Below are 17,502 nucleotides of genomic sequence, written 5' to 3'. Positions count from 1 at the left end.
GACCGGTCCGCAGGTGGTTTCAGCTGTTGACCGGTCCGCCGGGCCGTGTAATCTTTATAGAACGAACGGTCGGTATATTATTCCGTGCCGGTCCCTTTCACTTCGCGAAGGATGTTCTCATGGTCGAGGCTTTTCTTGTTGGCGGCGCACGAACGCCTGTAGGTCGCTACGGTGGGGCTCTGTCCTCAGTTCGCCCCGACGATCTCGCAGCACTGGTGGTCCGGGAAGCAGTGGCGCGTGCCGGCGTCGATCCTGACTCCATTGATGAGGTGATCCTCGGCAACGCCAACGGCGCGGGCGAGGAAAACCGGAACGTGGCCCGCATGGCCACCCTCCTCGCCGGTCTTCCCCTTCACATCCCGGGTATCACGGTCAACCGCCTGTGTGCCTCGGGCCTCAGCGCGATCATTATGGCAAGCCACATGATCAAGTCCGGAGCTGCGGACATCGTGGTGGCCGGTGGCGTTGAGTCCATGAGCCGGGCGCCCTGGGTGCAGGAGAAGCCGACCACCGCATTCGCCAAGCCCGGCCAGATCTTCGACACCTCCATCGGCTGGCGCTTTGCCAATCCGCTCTTCAGCAAGGGTGAGCTCTCCCGGGACGGCAAGATGACCTACTCCATGCCGGAAACGGCTGAGGAAGTAGGCCGTGTGGACAACATCTCCCGCGAAGACGCTGACGCCTTTGCTGTCCGCTCCCATGAGCTCGCCCTGGCAGCCATAGCCGGTGGGCGCTTCAAGGATGAGATTGTTCCGGTCACCGTGAAGACCCGGAAGTCCGAGACCGTGGTGGATACCGATGAAGGCCCCCGCGAAGGCACCACCATGGATGTCCTGGCAGGGTTGCGTCCCGTGGTCCCCGGAGGATCCGTGGTGACGGCCGGCAACTCATCCTCGCTCAACGACGGCGCCTCTGCCATCATCGTTGCCTCGGAAGCTGCCATCAAGAAGTTCGGACTGACGCCGCGCGCACGGATCATCGACGGAGCCTCAGCCGGGTGTGAGCCCGAGATTATGGGCATTGGTCCTGTTGCTGCCACACAGAAGGTGCTGGCCCGCGCCGGCCTCAGCGTGGACAAATTGGGGGCCGTGGAACTCAACGAAGCTTTCGCTACCCAGTCCTTGGCGAGCATGCGCCGCCTCGGCTTGAACCCGGAGATTGTGAACAACGACGGCGGTGCCATCAGTCTGGGGCATCCGCTCGGTTCCAGCGGCTCACGGATTGCCATCACGCTGCTGGGCCGGATGGAGCGTGAACTCGCGTCCGCCACGGGACCGAAGCTTGGACTGGCGACGATGTGCATCGGCGTCGGACAGGGCACCGCAATGCTGCTGGAAGGCGTGTAAATGCCACTGAACCCGGAAGACTTCACCACCCTCCTCCTTGAGGAACGCGAGGACCGCCTCACCGTTCTACTGAACCGCCCCGAGGTCCGCAACGCGATCGATCAGACCATGGTGGATGAGCTTCACCAAGTGTGTGCTGAGCTGGAGCGGAACCCCAAAGTTCTGATTATCGCCGGGACCGAGGGCGTATTCGCCTCCGGTGCGGACATCGGCCAGTTGCGCGAACGGCGCCGCGACGACGCCTTGCAGGGGATCAACTCCACGATCTTTGTCCGGATCGCCAAGTTGCCCATGCCTGTCATCGCGGCCCTGGACGGATATTGCCTGGGTGGCGGCGCCGAGCTGGCCTATGCAGCGGACTTCCGCATCGGCACTCCGAGTGTCCGGATTGGAAACCCGGAAACCGGCCTGGGGATCCTCGCCGCAGCCGGTGCCAGTTGGCGGCTCAAGGAACTTGTGGGCGAGCCGAAGGCCAAGGAGATCCTCCTGGCAGGTGCAGTGATCCGCGCGGAAGAAGCCCTGCGGATCAGCCTGATCACGGAGATCCACGAAGCGCCTGAGCTGATGGATGCGGCCCACAAGTTGGCTGACAGGATTGGACGCCAGGACCCGTTGGCGGTCCGTATCACCAAATCCGTCTTCCATGCCCCCGCCGAGGCGCACCCGCTCATTGACACTCTTGCCCAGGGAATTCTCTTTGAGTCCCAGGCCAAGTTTGACCGCATGCAGGCGTTCCTCGACAAGAAGTCAGCCAAAGCTGCCCAGGACCCTGCCGCGCCCGAACATGCCGACCCGACTCACGACAGGACCCAGAAATGACCGCTGTACCCGCCATCCCCCACGTCGTAGGAGTCCTGGGCGGTGGTCGGATGGGTGCCGGAATCGCTCATGCATTCCTGACCAAGGGTGCCACTGTGATCGTGGTGGAACGCGATCACGAGGCAGCAGCCGGAGCCCAGGGCCGCGTAGCTGACGCCGTGGCCAAGTCCGCCGCCCGCGGAACCCTGAACGAAACCCCCCAGGAAGCGATGTCCCGCTTCAGCACCTCCACGGACTACGAATCCTTCATCCATTGCGGCCTCGTGGTGGAAGCGGTGCCGGAGGATTACGACCTCAAGGTCACAGCCCTGAAGGCCGTGGAGGAGCACTTGTCCGCAGACGCTTTCCTGGCCTCAAACACCTCCTCCCTGTCCGTCACAGGATTGGCCAATGAACTACGCCGGCCGGCCAACTTCGTGGGGCTGCACTTCTTCAACCCGGTGCCCGCGTCCACCCTCATCGAGGTGGTGCTGGCCAAGGAGACGTCTCCCGAACTCGCTGTTGCGGCCAAAAACTGGACTGAGGCACTCGGCAAGACCGCCGTCGTCGTCAATGACGCTCCCGGCTTTGCCTCCTCAAGGCTCGGCGTCGCGATAGCCCTTGAAGCGATGCGGATGGTGGAAGAGGGAGTGGCGTCGGCCGAGGACATCGACGCTGCCATGGTTCTTGGCTACAAGCACCCCACGGGCCCTCTGAAAACAACCGACATTGTGGGCTTGGACGTCCGGCTGGGTATTGCCGAATACCTGCACTCGACTCTTGGTGACCGTTTCGCGCCGCCGCAAATCCTGCGGGACAAAGTGGCTCGCGGTGAACTCGGGCGAAAGACGGGCAAGGGGTTCTTCGACTGGAACGACTGACCTGCGCAGGCGGTTAGGCTAACCGGGTGACTTCAATTGAGCCCATCACCCTGACCGGAAAATTCGTGACGCTGGAACCGTTGAGCCAGGAACACCATGACGGGCTGGTGGATGCGGCCCGCGATGGCGATCTTTGGAAGCTTTGGTACACCTCCGTACCGACGCCGGAAGGCATGGCAGCTGAAATCGATCGCCGCCTGGACTTGCAGGCAAAAGGGTCCATGCTGCCGTTTGCCACGCGCTCCAACGCCACGGGCAAGCTGATCGGCATGACCACCTACATGAATATCGACGCTGCCACCCCGCGCCTGGAAATCGGATCCACGTGGAACGCCGCGTCGGCGCACGGCACAGGGACCAACCCGGATTCCAAGCTGCTGCTCCTGCGGCATGCCTTCGAAACGCTGGGTTGTGCAGCTGTTGAATTCTGCACGCATTGGATGAACCAGCAGTCCCGCGAAGCCATTGCCCGGCTCGGCGCCAAGCAGGACGGCGTGCTCCGAAGCCACTCCCGCAGCAAGGACGGCGCCCTCCGCGACACCGTGGTGTTCTCCATCCTCGAGCACGAATGGCCGGCCGTGCGGAACGGGTTGGAGTTCCGGTTGGCAAAGTACGGCGCATAGACGAAGTGAGCCGCGAGGGGTGAGCTCTCGGCCCTTTTACGTGCTGCGAGGGGTGAGCTCTCGGCCCTTTTGCAACGCGAGGGGTGAGCTCTCGACTGTATCCAGGCGCCCAATGTCCCGAGAGCTAACCCCTCGGCGGAGTGTGGGGGAGTGCTTGCGCGAAGTGACTATGATGCCACGCTCTCGCCGGCCAGATGGAGAGAGTTGTTTGCCGAGGGGCGGGATCTCGGCCTTATGCGCGCGTGATACTGCCGGGATCTCACCCTTGGGCGAGTGCCAGGGTCTTTCCGCCGCAGCCCCGCAGGCGTACTCTGGCCACACATTGCCCCGGTATGCGGCCGAGTGGTGGGGCGAGCCGTGACCTCCTCTTTTTTGGAGTGCCGGAGCCCCATTTGAGCAGTATGAAGGGGAAAATCATGGCAACTCATCAAGCACGACGACGGCTGGCTGCTTTGGCGGGCGGGCTCGCTGTCCTGGGACTTTCGCTGGGGTTCGTGGGGAGTCCGGCCACCGCGGCTCCGCCGCCATCCGTTGACTATGTGGCCCTTGGCGATTCGTACACTGCAGGCACGGGAGCTGATGGCCTGTACAGGGACACGCCTTGCTGGCAGAGCCACCCTGGCTATGTGGACGTGGTTGCTGATACTGGCCGGGTCAATCTACTGGCCAACCTCGCCTGCCACGGGGCACTGTTGACCTTTGATCCGGAATTTCCGAGTCCCTTCTATAACGGCGCACCAACGGTTCTGGAGCAGATCGCACTGGGCCAGGCCGCACTCCACAACGCAGAACTAGTGAGCATCACTGCCGGGGCCATAGATGCTGGGAGCCTTCTGGCGCTCCAGGCCTGCGCGTCGCCGGATACTGCGGGTTGCGCAGGGACCGTTAATGCGATCATCGCCAACCTCCCGGTGCTCGAAGCCGGCCTTGAGGGTATCTACCAGACCATCCAGGCATCAGCCCCGCAGGCAACCATTGCTGTGATGGGCAACCCGCGGCTCTTTGACCCGGTCAATGGGGTGCCGGTCATTCCCGTCGAGAACCAGGCAAAGGTCAACCAGGCCATCGACGCCCTCAACCAAACCATCGCCAAGGCGGTTGCTGAGAGCCGGACCAACGCAAAGTTCGTCGACGTGACCAAGAGGTTCGCCGGGCACGCGGCAAACTCCCTGGAGCCGTGGATCGTTCTCGACTTCCGTCTGCCCCTCCCGGACGCGAACTTCCATCCGAACGTTGCCGGACACCAGGCCTACGCGGCGGCCTTGGTCTCGGCGGTCAAACCCGCCCAACTCGCCAAGCGGTAGGTCTACCCATTCGTCGAGGGGCGGGCTCTCGGCAGTATGCATGCCCGAATGTGCCGAGAGCTAACCCCTCGGCGGGCGTCATGTGCCGAGAGCTGACCTCTCGGCGCGCCGCGTCATGTGCCGAGAGCTAACCCCTCGCGGGCCTGAACGCTCCCGCACCAGCCCTCCCATGTGCTTAGCTGGCTCCTATGGAGGGGACACCTGAAGCTCAACAAAGCGTCCACTGGGACGGTGCCGTGAATGCGTGGCTGATCGCCGGCGATGTCTACAGGATGGGCCGGCACGAGTGGGTCACCGAGGCCGGTTGGCAGCAAATGTACGACGACGGCGTCCGCACCGTCATCGATCTGCGCGCCTCCCGTGAGCGTCACCAGCGCGACACCGACCCCGAGGTGCCGGACGACGTGAAGGCGCGTATCGACGTCGTACATTGCCCTACGGAGGATCCGGACCATCGCCGCTTCAGCGAGCTGTTCGGCCCGTATCTGAAGGACCCGGCGCAGTATGGCGATTACGTCGACCTGTTCGCGGACAGGATTGCCCCGGTCTTCAAAGCCATCGCGGCCTCGCCCGGCAAGGTGGTGGTTCACTGCTCTGCGGGCAGGGATCGCAGTGGGGTAATCGCGCTGATGCTCCAGAGGCTGGCTGGCATGAGCGACGTAGACATTGTGCGTGGCTACGAGCTCGCGGCCAGGGGAATCAATGAGCGGCATCGAACACATGGTGCCCCGCACGCCCATGATCCGTACCTTCCCGAGGACCAACTTGAAGCCATCCTGGAGCAGAAGAGGGCGGGCCTGCTTAGGTTCCTCGAAGGGCTGGATGTGGCCCGGTTCCTGAAGGCGAACGGCGTCTCGGAACACGAGGTGGACGCGCTGAGGTCAAAGCTCGGTTCCGGGGCCATTACCGCTGCTAACATGCAGCATTGATCACTTTCCCAACGGAATGGACCCGCCATGAATGCTGGTGCCCGCGTCACCATCGTGACCCGAACCAAAAACCGTCCGCTTTTCCTGGCCCGGGCCCTGGACGACGTCTTTGCGCAGTCGTTCCAGGACTTCGAGTTGGTGATTGTGAACGACGGCGGTAACCCGGCCGACGTCGATCACCTCACCGCCCAGCGGCCGGAAGACGAGCGGAAGCGGATCACCACGCTCCACCACAACGAATCCGTGGGCATGGAAGCGGCATCCAATGCGGGAATCAAGGCCGGTTCGGGCGAGTTCATCGTGATCCACGACGACGACGATTTTTGGGCTCCGAATTTCCTCGAGAACACCGTGGCCTACTTGGACGATCCTGCCCATGGGGGCGAAAGCGGCGTGATGGTCCGGACCGAGATCGTCATTGAGGAGCTGAAGGGGGATCGCATTGAGCCGATCCGCCGCGAGATCTTCTGGGCCGACATGCAGCAGATCACCCTTGCGGACATGTTGAAAATCAACCGGGCTGTTCCCATTTCCTTCCTTTACCGCCGAAGCCTCCACGACGCCGTGGGATATTACAACGAAGACCTCCCCGTGGTGGGCGACTGGGAGTTCCACTTGCGCGTCCTCAGCCACTCGCGCGTGGGATTCCTCGACGGCGAACCCCTCGCGTTCTGGTCCCAGCGCCCGGAATCCCAAGGTCATGATGGCAACAGCATTTTCGCCAAGGCTGCGGAGCACGCCCGTTACGATGCCTTGGTCCGCGATCAGCACCTCCGCGACGGCATTTCCCAGGGCGGGCTCGGCGGAATGCTGTACCTGACCCGTGTCCTGGCGGAACAGGAGGAGCTCATCCGCGACCAGCAGCGTCGCCTCGACGAAACCGGAGCCAAGCTCGACCATGTGCTGGAGCGGCTGGACGCATTGAACCAGACTGTTATCTCCCGGACGAGCGTGGGGGAGCTCCTGAGGAAGCCCATGCTGTTGGCCAGGAAGCTGGGTGGCCGGGGCTAAGGTCCCTCACGAATTACCTGCTGTACTCTTCCCGGCATTCATGTACCCTGTATATATTACCGAACGGCCGGTCAGTAATGTTGGCTCCAGTCAGCAGGGACCGTGCCGCTTTCACGTGCCTTGGAAGGACCCGTCGACGATGACCACTACAGCAGTCGCCCCGGAAACCACAGCCGTTGCAACCGTTCCCAGCTACGTTCAGGATGCCTGGTGGACCCCGGCCCCCGATGCCAGGAAGGTGCCCGTTCGCGATGCCAGCACCGGTGAAGTCCTGGCCAACGTGAGCACCGACGGACTCGACCTCGCCGCCGTCGTAAATTACGGGCGGACAACGGGCCAAACCGAACTCGGGAAGCTAACCTTCCACCAGCGCGCCCTCAAGCTCAAGGAGCTTGCCCAGTATCTCAACGGGCGGCGCGAGGAACTCTACGAATCCTCGTCGCAGAGCGGTGCCACCAAGATCGACAACATGATCGACATCGACGGCGGCATCGGCGTGCTGTTCACGTTCGGTTCCAAGGGGCGCCGCGAACTGCCCAACTCGCAGGTGGTGGTGGATGGTCCCATGGAGGTTCTCTCCAAGGACGGCTCGTTCGCGGGCGAGCACATCTATACCCGCATTCCCGGCGTCGCCGTGCAGATCAACGCCTTCAACTTCCCGGTCTGGGGCATGCTGGAGAAGTTTGCTCCGGCCTTCCTCGCCGGTGTTCCCACCATCGTGAAGCCCGCCACGCCTACCGGTTATGTTGCCGCCGCCGCCGTCAAAGCCATGGTTGAATCGGGCATTCTTCCGGCCGGCTCGCTCCAGCTGATCTCCGGTTCCGCGCGGACCATCCTGGATGAACTCGACTACCGCGACCTCGTCTCCTTCACGGGCTCGGCGTCCACGGCCAACTCATTGAAGGGCCACCGGAACGTGGTCCAGGGTGGCGTCCGTTTCACCTCTGAGACCGACTCCCTCAACGCCGCGATTCTGGGGCCCGATGCTGTTCCCGGCACGCCCGAGTTCGACGCCTTCGTCAAGGCCGTTGTCACCGAAATGACCGTCAAAGCCGGCCAGAAGTGCACCGCCATCCGCCGCATCATCGTTCCGCAGGCGCTGACCGCAGACGTTGCTGCCGCCGTCGGTGCCCGCATCAACGAGCGCGTCGTGGTGGGCGACCCCCGCGCTGAGGGCGTCACCATGGGCGCGCTTGCGTCGCTGGAACAACTCGCGGACGTCCGCGCGGCAGTTCAGTCAATGCTCGACGCCGGTGGCGAGCTTGCGTACGGATCCCTGGACACGCCGTCGGTCACCTCAGTCGGCGGGGCCGTGGGTGTGGTTGAGGACGGTGCGTTCATGTCGCCGGTGCTCCTGAGCTGGTCCGATGCCGAAGCCGAAGAAGTGCACTCGCTCGAGGCATTCGGTCCGGTTTCCTCCGTGCTTGGGTATTCGGATCTTGCCGATGCCGTGCGCCTCGCAGCCCGGGGCTCCGGCTCCCTGGTGGCTTCGGTTTGCACCAACGATCCCTCAGTTGCCCAGGAGCTGGTGCTTGGTATCGCAGCCCACCACGGCCGCGTTCACATGCTCAACCGGGAAGATGCCCGCTCCTCCACCGGGCACGGTTCCCCGGTGCCGCACCTGGTTCACGGCGGACCCGGCCGTGCCGGTGGCGGTGAGGAGCTGGGCGGTATCCGCTCAGTCCTGCACCACATGCAGCGCACCGCCATCCAGGGTTCGCCGAACATGCTGACTGCCGTCACGGGCCAGTGGCACACCGGCGCGGACCGCAACTTCACGGTGGAAACCGAAGGCGAGCACCCGTTCCGGAAGTCGTTGGCCACCCTGCGGATCGGGGATGCCATTCGCTCGGAACTGCGCGAGGTGAAGCTCGAGGACATCACGGCTTTCGCCAACTCCACCGGCGATTCGTTCTACGCCCACACCAACCAGGAAGCAGCCGAAGCCAACCCGTTCTTCCCGGGCATCGTGGCCCATGGGTACCTTCTGTTGAGCTGGGCTGCCGGGCTCTTTGTGGAGCCGGCCCCGGGTCCCGTCCTGGCCAATTACGGGCTGGAGAACCTGCGCTTCATCACGCCCGTCGCATCAGGTGATTCCATCCGTGTCACCCTGACGGCCAAGAAGATCACGCCTCGTGAGACTGATGAGTACGGCGAGGTGGCCTGGGATGCCGTCCTGACCAACCAGAACGACGAGATTGTGGCCACGTACGACGTCCTGACCCTCGTGGAGAAGTAACCCTCTATCACGTCCCGCGTGCTTGAGCGGTTCGCTCTGTCATGTCCCGCGTGCTTGAGTGGATCGCTCTATCACGTCCCGCGTGCTTGAGCGGTTTGCTCTGTCACGTCCCGCGTGCTTGAGTGGTTCGCTCTGTCATGTCCCGCGTGCTTGAGTGGTTCGCTCTGTCATGTCCCGCGTGCTTGAGTGGTTCGCTCTGTCACGTCCCGCGTGCTTGAGTGGTTCGCTCTGTCACGTCCCGCGTGCTTGAGCGGTTTGCTCTCTCATATGACCCCAACGACAAATCGCTTCCCGCTGGTAGTGGGAAGCGATTTTTCGTCGCGATATGCGATCGATCTGAGCGCAATGTCCAGGTCCGAGCTCCGGAGGCTCCTGCAACTTCGCCAGGAGGCTCCTGCAACTTCGCCAGATAGAAACTCAGTCATTTGCTAGCCGTTGGTTCCTGAGGTGCGGACCTGTCGGGCCGGGTCCGCATCACTTACTGATCCGCCGCCGCTGAGCGTTCGTGCCAGGGATCAAGACCGGGAGGTGGGAGAGGGTTCGCCGGTAGAGCGTGGGATGTGGGAGAGGGTTCGCCGGTAGAGCGTGGGATGTGGGAGAGGGTTCGCCGGAAGCCCCGGGGGATGTGGGAGAGGGTGCGCCGGAAGCCAGTGGGATGTGAGAGGCGGTCGGCCGGAAGCCAGTGGGATGTGAGAGACGGTCGGCCGGAAGCCAGCGGGAGGTGGGAGAGGGTTCGCCGGTAGCCAGCGGGAGGTGGGAGAGGGTCAGGCGGCTGTGTGGAGGCCGTCGAAGGCCATGGTGATGACGTCATCGGCCAGCTTCTCCGGGGACAGGGAACCGCCCGGCTTGTACCACTCCACAATCGAGTTGATGGTGCCGAATAAGAGGCGCGTCACGGTGCGGGGATCGATGTCCTGGCGCAGCGACCCGTCTTCCCGGGCAGCTGCGATCAACTCGGCTACCTTGTGGTCGAAGGCACGGCGGCGTTCCAACGCATCCCGCTCGATCTCCGTGTTGCCCCGCAAGCGCAACAGAAGCGTGACGAACGGCAGCCGGTCCACCAGCACGGCAATGGTCTGCCGCAGCACGAACTCCAGGCGGGCATCTGCGGGCCCTGACGTGGCGGCCGGTTCCTCAAGGATGGCCTCAAGGCCGCCCAGTGCGTGGTCCAGGGCGAGCTTCAGCAGATCGCCCTTGGACGGCACGTGATGGTAGATGGCTGACTTCGAGATCCCGAGGTTCTCAGCCAGGATGCCCATGGACGTTGCGTCGTAGCCGTGTCGGTTGAAGACGTCGACGGCGATGCGGAGCACCGACTGTTGGTCGTAACCGGGCCGTCCGCGCTTGGTGGTGGTCTCAGTAGGCATGCTGGCATTTTCTCACGATCTCAACGGGGGAGGTGATCAGCCCTTGGGGCGCATGTCGTAGATCCGGCGAAGCTTGCCGTTGGACCGCTCAAGGGAACCCGGCTCAACAACGTCAACCACGCAAGATGACCCCACATGAATCTTGATCTGCTCGCGCAAGGTGTGGGCCGCCGTCGTGCCTGCCTCGGACGGAACGTTCTCGCGGCGTTCGATCTTCACCGTCAACGAGTCCATGCGCTTGCCTTCGGGGCGGGTGATTTCGAGCTGGAAGTGCGGGCTGAGTTCCGGGATGCGGAGCGCGATTTCCTCGATCTGGGACGGGAACAGGTTTACGCCGCGGAGGATTATCATGTCGTCGCTGCGGCCGGTGATGCGGCCCATGCGGCGGTGCGCGGGGCGGGCGGTGCCCGGCAGCAGGCGGGTGAGGTCCTTGGTGCGGTAGCGGATGATCGGCAGCGCCTCCTTGGTGAGGGAGGTGAAGACGAGTTCGCCGGGTTCGCCGTCGGCCAGCACCGTGGAGTGGTCGAAGGGATCGATGATTTCGGGGCGGAAGTGGTCTTCCCAGATGTGGCAGCCGTCTTGGGTTTCAACGGCTTCGCCGGCGACGCCAGGACCCATGACTTCGGAGAGTCCGTAAATATCCGAGGCCTTGATGTTCATGGTGACTTCGAGTTCGTGGCGCATCTCTTCGGTCCACGGTTCGGCGCCGAGCACGGCGTACTTGAGCGAGGTGGACGTGGGGTCGATGCCCTGGTGTGCCATGGCGTCGGCGATGGTCAGCAGGTAGGTGGGCGTGGCCAGGATGGCGTCGGGCTTGAAGTCCTGGATGAGCTGGATCTGGCGTTCGGTCTGCCCGCCGGACATGGGGATGACGGTGCAGCCGAGGGCTTCAGCGCCTGCGTGGGCGCCGAGGCCGCCGGTGAAGAGGCCATAGCCGTAGGCGTTGTGGACCTTCATGCCGGGGCGGACGCCGGATGCGCGGAAGGAGCGGGCCACCAGGGTGGCCCAGTTGGCGAGGTCCTGCTTGGTGTAGCCAACCACGGTAGGGCGGCCGGTGGTGCCGGAGCTGGCATGGATGCGCGCCACCTGGTCCTGCGGGACGGCGAACATCCCGAACGGGTATTCCAGGCGCAGGTCTTCCTTGGTGGTGTAAGGGAACTTGCCGAGGTCGCTCAGCTCGCGGAGATCCGTGGGGTGCACGCCGGCGTCGTCGAACTTCCGCTTGTACAGCGGCACGCGATCGTAGGCGTAGGCCACTGTGTGCTGGAGGCGGGTGAGCTGGAGGGCTTCGAGTTCGTCGCGGGAGATGGTTTCTTCACGGTCCAGCACAGGGGCCTCGGAGGTGGAAGCTGCTGGTGCGGCCACGGTGTTCTGCGTCATGGGTTTCCTACTTCTTGGAGATGGTGCGGCTGCGGCCACGGAACTCGGCAATGAGTTCCCCGGGCTCGGTGTCCGGGGCGGCGTCGGGGTTGGCGGCGTAGATCTGGATGTCGTACAGGCCGCTGCGCCCGGTGCTGGCGCGGCGGTTTGCGACGGCGGTGATCACCTGGCCTTGGAACGCGGGCTTGATGAAGTTGATATCGACGCCGGAGGCCACCGTGATGTTGGCGGCTTGCTTGGGCGTGGGGTTGGCCGGGTTGCAGGCCAGGGCGAAGGCGGTGTCGCCGAAGGCGAAGATCATTCCGCCGTGGGCCATGCCGAATCCGTTGAGCATTTCCTGGCGGAGGTGCATGCGGATGGTGGCGTGGCCGTCGTCGAGCTTGAGGACCTCGATGCCCATCCATTCCGACGCGTAGTCATTCGTCAGGATGTGGTGCGAAGCACCGGAGAGGGTTGTTTCAACCATGCGTCATTGCCTCCAGCTTTATTTACCGAATGTTCATTAGGTAATCCCAGATCGCGTCACGTGTCAAGACTGGACCAGTATTCGTCCGCACCTAGTAGCCTCGGAGTCATGCCCGAAATTGAGCTTCCCATCATGACCGACCGACTCATTCTGCGCCGTTTCGAGGCCGAGGACCTCGAGAGGTTCCACGGATACCAATCCCTCCCCGAAACGGCCAGGTTCCTTTTCCGCAACGAACTGACCAGGACCAAGGCCATGGAAGTCCTTGGCCGCTATGCGAACTTCGAGTTCAAGCAGGAGGGTGACTGGATTTGCCTGGCCATCGAACGCCAGGACCAGCCCGGTCTCCTCGGCGAAGTGGTACTGAAATGGCTTGAAGGCACTGGCCAGGCCGAGGTCGGCTGGATTCTTCACCCGGATGCCCAAGGCCACGGCATTGCCACAGAGGCAGCGGAGGCCGTGCTGAAGCTGGCCTTCGAGACCCTGTCCTTCCACCGCGTGGATGCCAAGCTCGACGCCCTCAATGAAGGTTCAGCAGGCATCGCCAAGCGTTTGGGCATGCGGCTGGAAGCGACCCTGGTGGATAACTGGCACTACAAGGGGCAATGGGCCACGGAGAACATCTACGCGATCCTCGATTCGGAATGGCGCAACCGGCACCACCCGTGGACGCGGAGCATCAGCTGACGGGCCACGTCTTGTGGTGCTTCAGCTGTTCGGTCAGCTGCGCCTCCGGCAGGGGCCTGCTGAAGTAGTACCCCTGGCCGCTGGTACACCCGATGCTGAGGAGGTATTCGGCCTGTTCGGCAGTCTCGATTCCTTCCCATACCGCGGCCAACCCACAGGCGCGGATCAACTGCAGCACTGCGGCCAGCAGTGCCGGCTGCGCGGGGTCGCTGCCCAGGGCTGAGAGGAGGGTGCGGTCCACTTTGACCGTGTCCACCGGGAGCTGGCGAAGGTAGCTGATGGACGAGTAGCCGGTGCCGAAGTCGTCGATTTCCAGTCCCACACCCAATCGGCGCAGGCTGTTGAGCGTGTAGCGGTCCAGGTCATTGCCTTGAATGACAGCGCTTTCGGTCAGTTCCAGGACCAGGAGCGATGGGTCCAGTTCCGCGGAGGCCAAGGCCTCGCGGACGTCTTCAATGAATTCCAGCCGCTGCAGGTCCGGAGCTGAAACATTGATGCGCATGCTGAAGTTGTGCCCTGATGTGAGGGGGTCGGTGCGCCATTGCTTCAACTGCTCGACGGCGGTGCGGAGCACCCAACTGCCGAGATCGGAAATCATGCCCGTTTCCTCGGCAATGGGGATGAACTGGTCAGGCATGATGAGTCCGCGGGTGGGGTGGTTCCAGCGGACCAGCGCTTCCACCCCTTCGATTTCACGTGTATCCAGCCGGATGATGGGCTGGTAGAACAGCACCAACTGCGAGCCGGTGATTGCTTCTTTGAGTTCGCCCACCAGCTGGTTCCGCATCTGCCGGGTGTGAAGCATGGCCGGCTCGAAGACCTTGAGCTTCCCCCGACCGTCAGCTTTGGACTCGTACATGGCGATGTCCGCTTCCATCATCAGTTCCTCCGCGCGGTGGCCGGGGTCGGCCATCCGGAGGCCCATGCTGGCACCGCATCGCAGGTGTTGGCCTTCAATTTCCATGGGGCCGATCACGGCAGCGAGAATCCGGTTGCCAATGGAGGCAGCTGCTGCTTGGGTGACGTCGGGAATGAGCACGGCGAACTCGTCGCCGCCCATGCGGGCCACCATGTCCTGGCCCCGCACGGCGCCGCTGATCCGGGCCGCTACTGTTTCCAGGACCTTGTCCCCGATGGTGTGCCCCAAGGAGTCATTGATGGCCTTGAAGCCGTCCATGTCCAGGAGGAGAATGGCCGCTTTCCGGCCGCTCTCCGCCCCGCTGGCTTGGGCTTCACTGAGGGCCGTGGCAAAGGCGGAGCGGTTGTTCAAGCCTGTCAGGGGATCGGTCATGGCCATGTGCTGCATCGCCAGGTGGGCTTCATTAAGCTGCCGGGTCCGTGCCTGGACCCGTTGCTCGAGCTCTTCGTAAACGATCTGCAGGTCCTCGGCCAAGAGGTTGGTGCCCATGATCACGGCGTCGATTTCATCGCGTGCGTCTGAGACTTCGATCCTGGTGTTAAGGTCACCTGCTGCAAGCTTGACGATGCCCTCCAGGAGGAACCCCAGGCGTGGATCGTCGCCGGAGTACATCTTTCCTTCGGACATGCTCACTCCCCGTGTGGCCGGCCTCGTTGTTCGTCGCTATGACGAAGATACTCCCTCACGGCGTCACTGCGTTCAGGCAACGCAGCCTGTTCGAACAGTGCGGCAGCTTCCTCGAAAATAGCCAGGGAGTCCGGCCGTCGAGCGGACGCGAGCAGTGCCCGGGCCAGAAGGAAATGTGCTTCAGCCGAGGTTTGAGTGGCCAGAATGGAGGAGCGGGCGCACAGGGGTTCGAGGATCGCTGTTGCCTGCTGCATATCACCGCCGAGGAAATACCAATGGGCTCGGACCAACGACATTTCCAGGTGGTCCCGTTCGGAGCCGCCCACAATATCGGTGGCAAGCTCGGCCCTTTCAATGCAACGGAGGGTAGCTGCGTCACTGAGTTTTGCCTGGAGACGCATTTCCGCTGATGCCCGGTTGAATCGCGCCCACAAATCAACGTCTTTGGACGGTGAGAGCCTTTCGGCCGCGAGATCGTGATATCGCCCGCCGTCGTTAACCCGATTGGCGAGGAAAGCAACGTTTCCGATCACCCAATAACCCTTGCCGGCAGTGTCTTCATCGACGTCATCGGTGAGCAGGGTTTCCAGCACGAGGCATTCCCGCCAGGCATCGCCAAGGAGCCGGCTCTCCGCCAGCGCGGCAATCAGTGCTCGCTGGGCGAGGATCTGGACGTACAGCAGTTCGGCGTCGCGCGCAGCGAGTTTCGCCGCGTCAGCGGCCATGGTGGCGGCCTCAGGGAGCCTGCCCAAGCCTTGGAATGCTACGGCGACCATGGTTCCCGCTTTGGCTCCGAGCTCGGGCGAGGACGCTGTCAGGCTGTGGTCGTTGAGCTCCAGGGCGACGCTGAGGTATTCCTCAATGCGGCCTTGGTCCCGGAGGCACTCTGCTTGCAGGTACCGCATGTTCCACCAGGACTCGTCATCTCCGGCGTCTGTGGCCAGCCCGGCAGCCTCGCCCGCCAGGCGGTACGCCTCGTCAAAGTCCCGTTCCTTCCATTTGGCGCGCGCGGTCAGGCCGGCAACGAGATGGGAGGCGAGGTGCGGACTTTGCATGTGCCCATTATCCATGTCATTGCGGAAGAAAAGCTCGTATAGTTTGCACCGTGACTTTATTCAAGTCACAGACAACAAATTCGCATCAGTACGAAAGGGCATAGCGGATGAAAAAATTTGCGGCAACCCTGCTCATGGCGGCGGTTCTGGCAGTAACGGGTTTCGCTGCCCCGGCTAACGCCGAGCCTACGCAGGACAGCACAGCAATCGGCTGGTGGCCTAACAGCTACACCACCACCAAGACGAACACCACCAGCATCGGTTGGTGGCCAAACTAAACATTGGGGGAGCGCCTCTCAAGGCCACATAACGTCAATTGATGCCCTGGGCTGCTGCCCGGGGCATCAATTTTTATTTCACAGTATGTCGAGCATTTGTGACCGCAGAGCACTAGCAGGGGGCTCACATTGACAGGGCTGTCACAGCCGGAATCGAGGCGTGATCAGGGCCCGACCACCGGCAATTCGACGGAGACCGTGGTGCCGGAGCCCAAAGTGGAATCCAGGAGAAGACGGCCCATATGGCGGCTGATGATGTCGTGCGCTATGGCCAATCCAAGGCCACTGCCGGGGACCGCTGCTGAGGTGGCGTTGGAAGCCCGGTAGAAGCGGGTGAAGATATGGGGCAGATCATGCTCGGGAATGCCCAAGCCGTTATCTGCGATCTTGACCAGCGCCAGCCCTCCGCCCTCGGAGTCCGAAACGGAGCTGGTAATGCCCACGCGGCCGCCCTCGGGGGTGAACTTGATGGCGTTGGCCACAATGTTGGTGAAGACCTGTTCCAGCTTGGCTTCATCGGCCGTGACTTCGATGTCGTCGGTACCTTCGGTGAAGGACAACGAGACATGGCGGGATTCGGCCAGTGGCCTAAGCGTGGCTACTACCACCTGGAGGAGTTTGGCAATATCCACCGGTTTGAGATCCAGGTTGCTGCCGTCCTGCATGGACACCGTGAGCATGTCCTCGATGAGCCTGCGGAGACGAGTGGAGTTGCGGGCAATGACGTCCAGCATCTTCCTGATGCCGTCAGGGACCGGCCCGCCGGATCCGTCCTGGATCATGTCCAGATAAGCGGTGATGGAGGTCAGCGGGGTCCGGAGTTCGTGGTTGACAGTGGCCAGGAAGTCCGTCTTGGCCTTGTCCAACTGCCTCAGTTGGTGCAGGACCCGCTGTTGGGCGCTGATGAGGTGGCCTTGGATGAGCCCGTGGGCCACATTTCCGGCCACATGCTGCATCAGCGCGATCTCGGGACGGGTCCAATCGTGGCGCTCCTGGACAGTGGAGAGCAGGATGATACCCATGGCGGACCCGCCCTCACCCACGGGCAGAAGGACGGTGGAGACAGGGTTGAGCTCGCCGGACCATTCCCGCAAAGCCTTGGCAATTCCGGAGTCGGGGTCATCGCGGTGGTCTTCCACCGCCAAAACATCGGCGTCTGCCCACAATTTGTTGGCCGCCTCGGTGATGGCGTCTTCACTCTCGCCCAGCCCCGCGGGAAGCATCGGAAGGCCGGGGCGGTTCCACTGTGCACGAATGCTGGGAACGCGTTCGTCGCGGAAGGTAGCGAACCAGACGTGGTCAACGTCCAGCGCCTCACCGAATCCCCGCACCACGTGGTCCGCGATCAATTGGGGATCGTTGGTCTCCCGGATGGCAGATGAGACATTACGGAGGCTTTCGCGCAACGCTTCGATTTCACCGCGCGAACGGGAGCGTTCAGCGGCCCGGCCGATCAGGGTTTCCACCCGGTGAACCAGTTCCCCGGACTGCACTGGGCTGATGATGTAGTCAGCGACGCGCCAGGACTCCACTTCCTGGAGGTCCACGGATTCCCGGGGAGCCAGGATCAGCAGCATGGGGACGCCCGGGCT

16 protein-coding genes are annotated in these 17,502 nt (G+C 63.0%); 10 read left to right on the top strand and 6 right to left on the bottom strand.

Annotated elements, in window-relative coordinates:
• Positions 1–119: 119 nt before the first annotated feature.
• The 8 genes from HP499_RS08780 (at position 120) to paaZ (ending at position 9,131) form a co-directional block, all read left to right on the top strand.
• Positions 120–1,346: an acetyl-CoA C-acyltransferase gene (locus HP499_RS08780; protein WP_172323713.1), complete on the top strand. Its 1,227-nt coding sequence runs from the start codon at positions 120–122 to the stop codon at positions 1,344–1,346.
• Positions 1,347–2,165, top strand: a complete 819-nt coding sequence (locus HP499_RS08775; RefSeq protein ID WP_172323712.1) for an enoyl-CoA hydratase/isomerase family protein — start codon at positions 1,347–1,349, stop codon at positions 2,163–2,165.
• Positions 2,162–3,025, top strand: coding sequence for a 3-hydroxyacyl-CoA dehydrogenase family protein (locus HP499_RS08770; protein WP_172323711.1), 864 nt, complete (start codon positions 2,162–2,164; stop codon positions 3,023–3,025). Before HP499_RS08775 ends, HP499_RS08770 begins: the two co-directional genes overlap by 4 nt.
• A 26-nt stretch (positions 3,026–3,051) precedes the next feature.
• Positions 3,052–3,648 carry a GNAT family N-acetyltransferase gene (locus tag HP499_RS08765; RefSeq protein ID WP_172323710.1) on the top strand — a complete coding sequence of 199 codons (597 nt, stop codon included), beginning with the start codon at positions 3,052–3,054 and terminating at the stop codon, positions 3,646–3,648.
• A gap of 416 nt (positions 3,649–4,064) precedes the next feature.
• Positions 4,065–4,952, top strand: a complete 888-nt coding sequence (locus tag HP499_RS08760) for an SGNH/GDSL hydrolase family protein (RefSeq protein ID WP_172323709.1) — start codon at positions 4,065–4,067, stop codon at positions 4,950–4,952.
• Between the two features lie 188 nt (positions 4,953–5,140).
• Positions 5,141–5,881: a tyrosine-protein phosphatase gene (locus tag HP499_RS08755; protein ID WP_172323708.1), complete on the top strand. Its 741-nt coding sequence runs from the start codon at positions 5,141–5,143 to the stop codon at positions 5,879–5,881.
• Positions 5,882–5,908: 27 nt separating this feature from the next.
• The gene (locus HP499_RS08750) at positions 5,909–6,892 is read left to right on the top strand and encodes a glycosyltransferase family 2 protein (protein WP_172323707.1); all 984 of its coding nucleotides are present in this window, start codon (positions 5,909–5,911) and stop codon (positions 6,890–6,892) included.
• Positions 6,893–7,031: 139 nt separating this feature from the next.
• Positions 7,032–9,131 (top strand): phenylacetic acid degradation bifunctional protein PaaZ, encoded by a 2,100-nt coding sequence (gene paaZ / locus HP499_RS08745; RefSeq protein WP_172323706.1) that lies wholly within the window; start codon positions 7,032–7,034, stop codon positions 9,129–9,131.
• Positions 9,132–9,895: 764 nt separating this feature from the next.
• Here the strand turns inward: paaZ and HP499_RS08740 are convergent.
• From HP499_RS08740 to HP499_RS08730, 3 genes are read right to left on the bottom strand one after another with little or no spacing between them, the layout of a single operon-like run.
• A complete protein-coding gene (locus HP499_RS08740; RefSeq protein ID WP_091470557.1) occupies positions 9,896–10,498 on the bottom strand; it encodes a TetR/AcrR family transcriptional regulator in 603 nt (200 codons plus the stop codon).
• A 36-nt stretch (positions 10,499–10,534) separates the two neighbouring features.
• Complete coding sequence (paaK, locus tag HP499_RS08735) at positions 10,535–11,878, bottom strand: phenylacetate--CoA ligase PaaK (RefSeq protein WP_172323705.1); 1,344 nt, start codon at positions 11,876–11,878, stop codon at positions 10,535–10,537.
• A gap of 7 nt (positions 11,879–11,885) precedes the next feature.
• Positions 11,886–12,344, bottom strand: a complete 459-nt coding sequence (locus HP499_RS08730; protein ID WP_172323704.1) for a hotdog fold thioesterase — start codon at positions 12,342–12,344, stop codon at positions 11,886–11,888.
• A 108-nt stretch (positions 12,345–12,452) separates the two neighbouring features.
• Here HP499_RS08730 and HP499_RS08725 point away from each other — a divergent pair, with 108 nt between their 5' ends.
• Positions 12,453–13,031 carry a GNAT family N-acetyltransferase gene (locus HP499_RS08725; RefSeq protein ID WP_172323703.1) on the top strand — a complete coding sequence of 193 codons (579 nt, stop codon included), beginning with the start codon at positions 12,453–12,455 and terminating at the stop codon, positions 13,029–13,031.
• On the opposite strand, the gene HP499_RS08720 is transcribed toward HP499_RS08725, so the two are convergent.
• Both HP499_RS08720 and HP499_RS08715 read right to left on the bottom strand, forming a co-directional pair.
• On the bottom strand, positions 13,024–14,577 hold the full coding sequence (locus tag HP499_RS08720) for a bifunctional diguanylate cyclase/phosphodiesterase (RefSeq protein ID WP_172323702.1): 1,554 nt from the start codon (positions 14,575–14,577) through the stop codon (positions 13,024–13,026). The genes HP499_RS08725 and HP499_RS08720 overlap by 8 nt on opposite strands.
• 2 nt (positions 14,578–14,579) lie before the next feature.
• Positions 14,580–15,632 (bottom strand): hypothetical protein, encoded by a 1,053-nt coding sequence (locus tag HP499_RS08715; RefSeq protein ID WP_172323701.1) that lies wholly within the window; start codon positions 15,630–15,632, stop codon positions 14,580–14,582.
• 107 nt (positions 15,633–15,739) lie between these two features.
• Here HP499_RS08715 and HP499_RS08710 point away from each other — a divergent pair, with 107 nt between their 5' ends.
• A complete protein-coding gene (locus HP499_RS08710) occupies positions 15,740–15,910 on the top strand; it encodes a hypothetical protein (RefSeq protein WP_172323700.1) in 171 nt (56 codons plus the stop codon).
• A 164-nt stretch (positions 15,911–16,074) separates the two neighbouring features.
• Here HP499_RS08710 and HP499_RS08705 read toward each other — a convergent pair.
• Positions 16,075–17,502, bottom strand: a 1,428-nt coding sequence (locus HP499_RS08705) for an ATP-binding protein (RefSeq protein WP_172323699.1), incomplete at its 5' end; no start/stop codon positions are given.

The sequence above is a fragment of the Paenarthrobacter sp. CM16 genome, from assembly GCF_013179505.1.
Lineage (GTDB): Bacteria > Actinomycetota > Actinomycetes > Actinomycetales > Micrococcaceae > Arthrobacter.
The sequence above is the reverse complement of the archived record's forward strand: the minus strand, read 5'-3'. Positions and strand labels throughout refer to the sequence as shown.

Excerpts from the sequence above, each read along its gene's own strand:
- HP499_RS08760 (WP_172323709.1), top strand. The coding sequence starts at position 4,065 with ATGGCAACTCATCAAGCACGACGACGGCTGGCTGCTTTGGCGGGCGGG.
- HP499_RS08780 (WP_172323713.1), top strand. The coding sequence starts at position 120 with ATGGTCGAGGCTTTTCTTGTTGGCGGCGCACGAACGCCTGTAGGTCGC.
- HP499_RS08775 (WP_172323712.1), top strand. The coding sequence starts at position 1,347 with ATGCCACTGAACCCGGAAGACTTCACCACCCTCCTCCTTGAGGAACGC.
- HP499_RS08710 (WP_172323700.1), top strand. The coding sequence starts at position 15,740 with ATGAAAAAATTTGCGGCAACCCTGCTCATGGCGGCGGTTCTGGCAGTA.
- paaK (WP_172323705.1), bottom strand. The coding sequence starts at position 11,878 with ATGACGCAGAACACCGTGGCCGCACCAGCAGCTTCCACCTCCGAGGCC.
- HP499_RS08725 (WP_172323703.1), top strand. The coding sequence starts at position 12,453 with ATGCCCGAAATTGAGCTTCCCATCATGACCGACCGACTCATTCTGCGC.
- HP499_RS08770 (WP_172323711.1), top strand. The coding sequence starts at position 2,162 with ATGACCGCTGTACCCGCCATCCCCCACGTCGTAGGAGTCCTGGGCGGT.
- HP499_RS08720 (WP_172323702.1), bottom strand. The coding sequence starts at position 14,577 with ATGTCCGAAGGAAAGATGTACTCCGGCGACGATCCACGCCTGGGGTTC.
- HP499_RS08715 (WP_172323701.1), bottom strand. The coding sequence starts at position 15,632 with ATGCAAAGTCCGCACCTCGCCTCCCATCTCGTTGCCGGCCTGACCGCG.
- HP499_RS08740 (WP_091470557.1), bottom strand. The coding sequence starts at position 10,498 with ATGCCTACTGAGACCACCACCAAGCGCGGACGGCCCGGTTACGACCAA.
- paaZ (WP_172323706.1), top strand. The coding sequence starts at position 7,032 with ATGACCACTACAGCAGTCGCCCCGGAAACCACAGCCGTTGCAACCGTT.
- HP499_RS08755 (WP_172323708.1), top strand. The coding sequence starts at position 5,141 with ATGGAGGGGACACCTGAAGCTCAACAAAGCGTCCACTGGGACGGTGCC.
- HP499_RS08730 (WP_172323704.1), bottom strand. The coding sequence starts at position 12,344 with ATGGTTGAAACAACCCTCTCCGGTGCTTCGCACCACATCCTGACGAAT.
- HP499_RS08750 (WP_172323707.1), top strand. The coding sequence starts at position 5,909 with ATGAATGCTGGTGCCCGCGTCACCATCGTGACCCGAACCAAAAACCGT.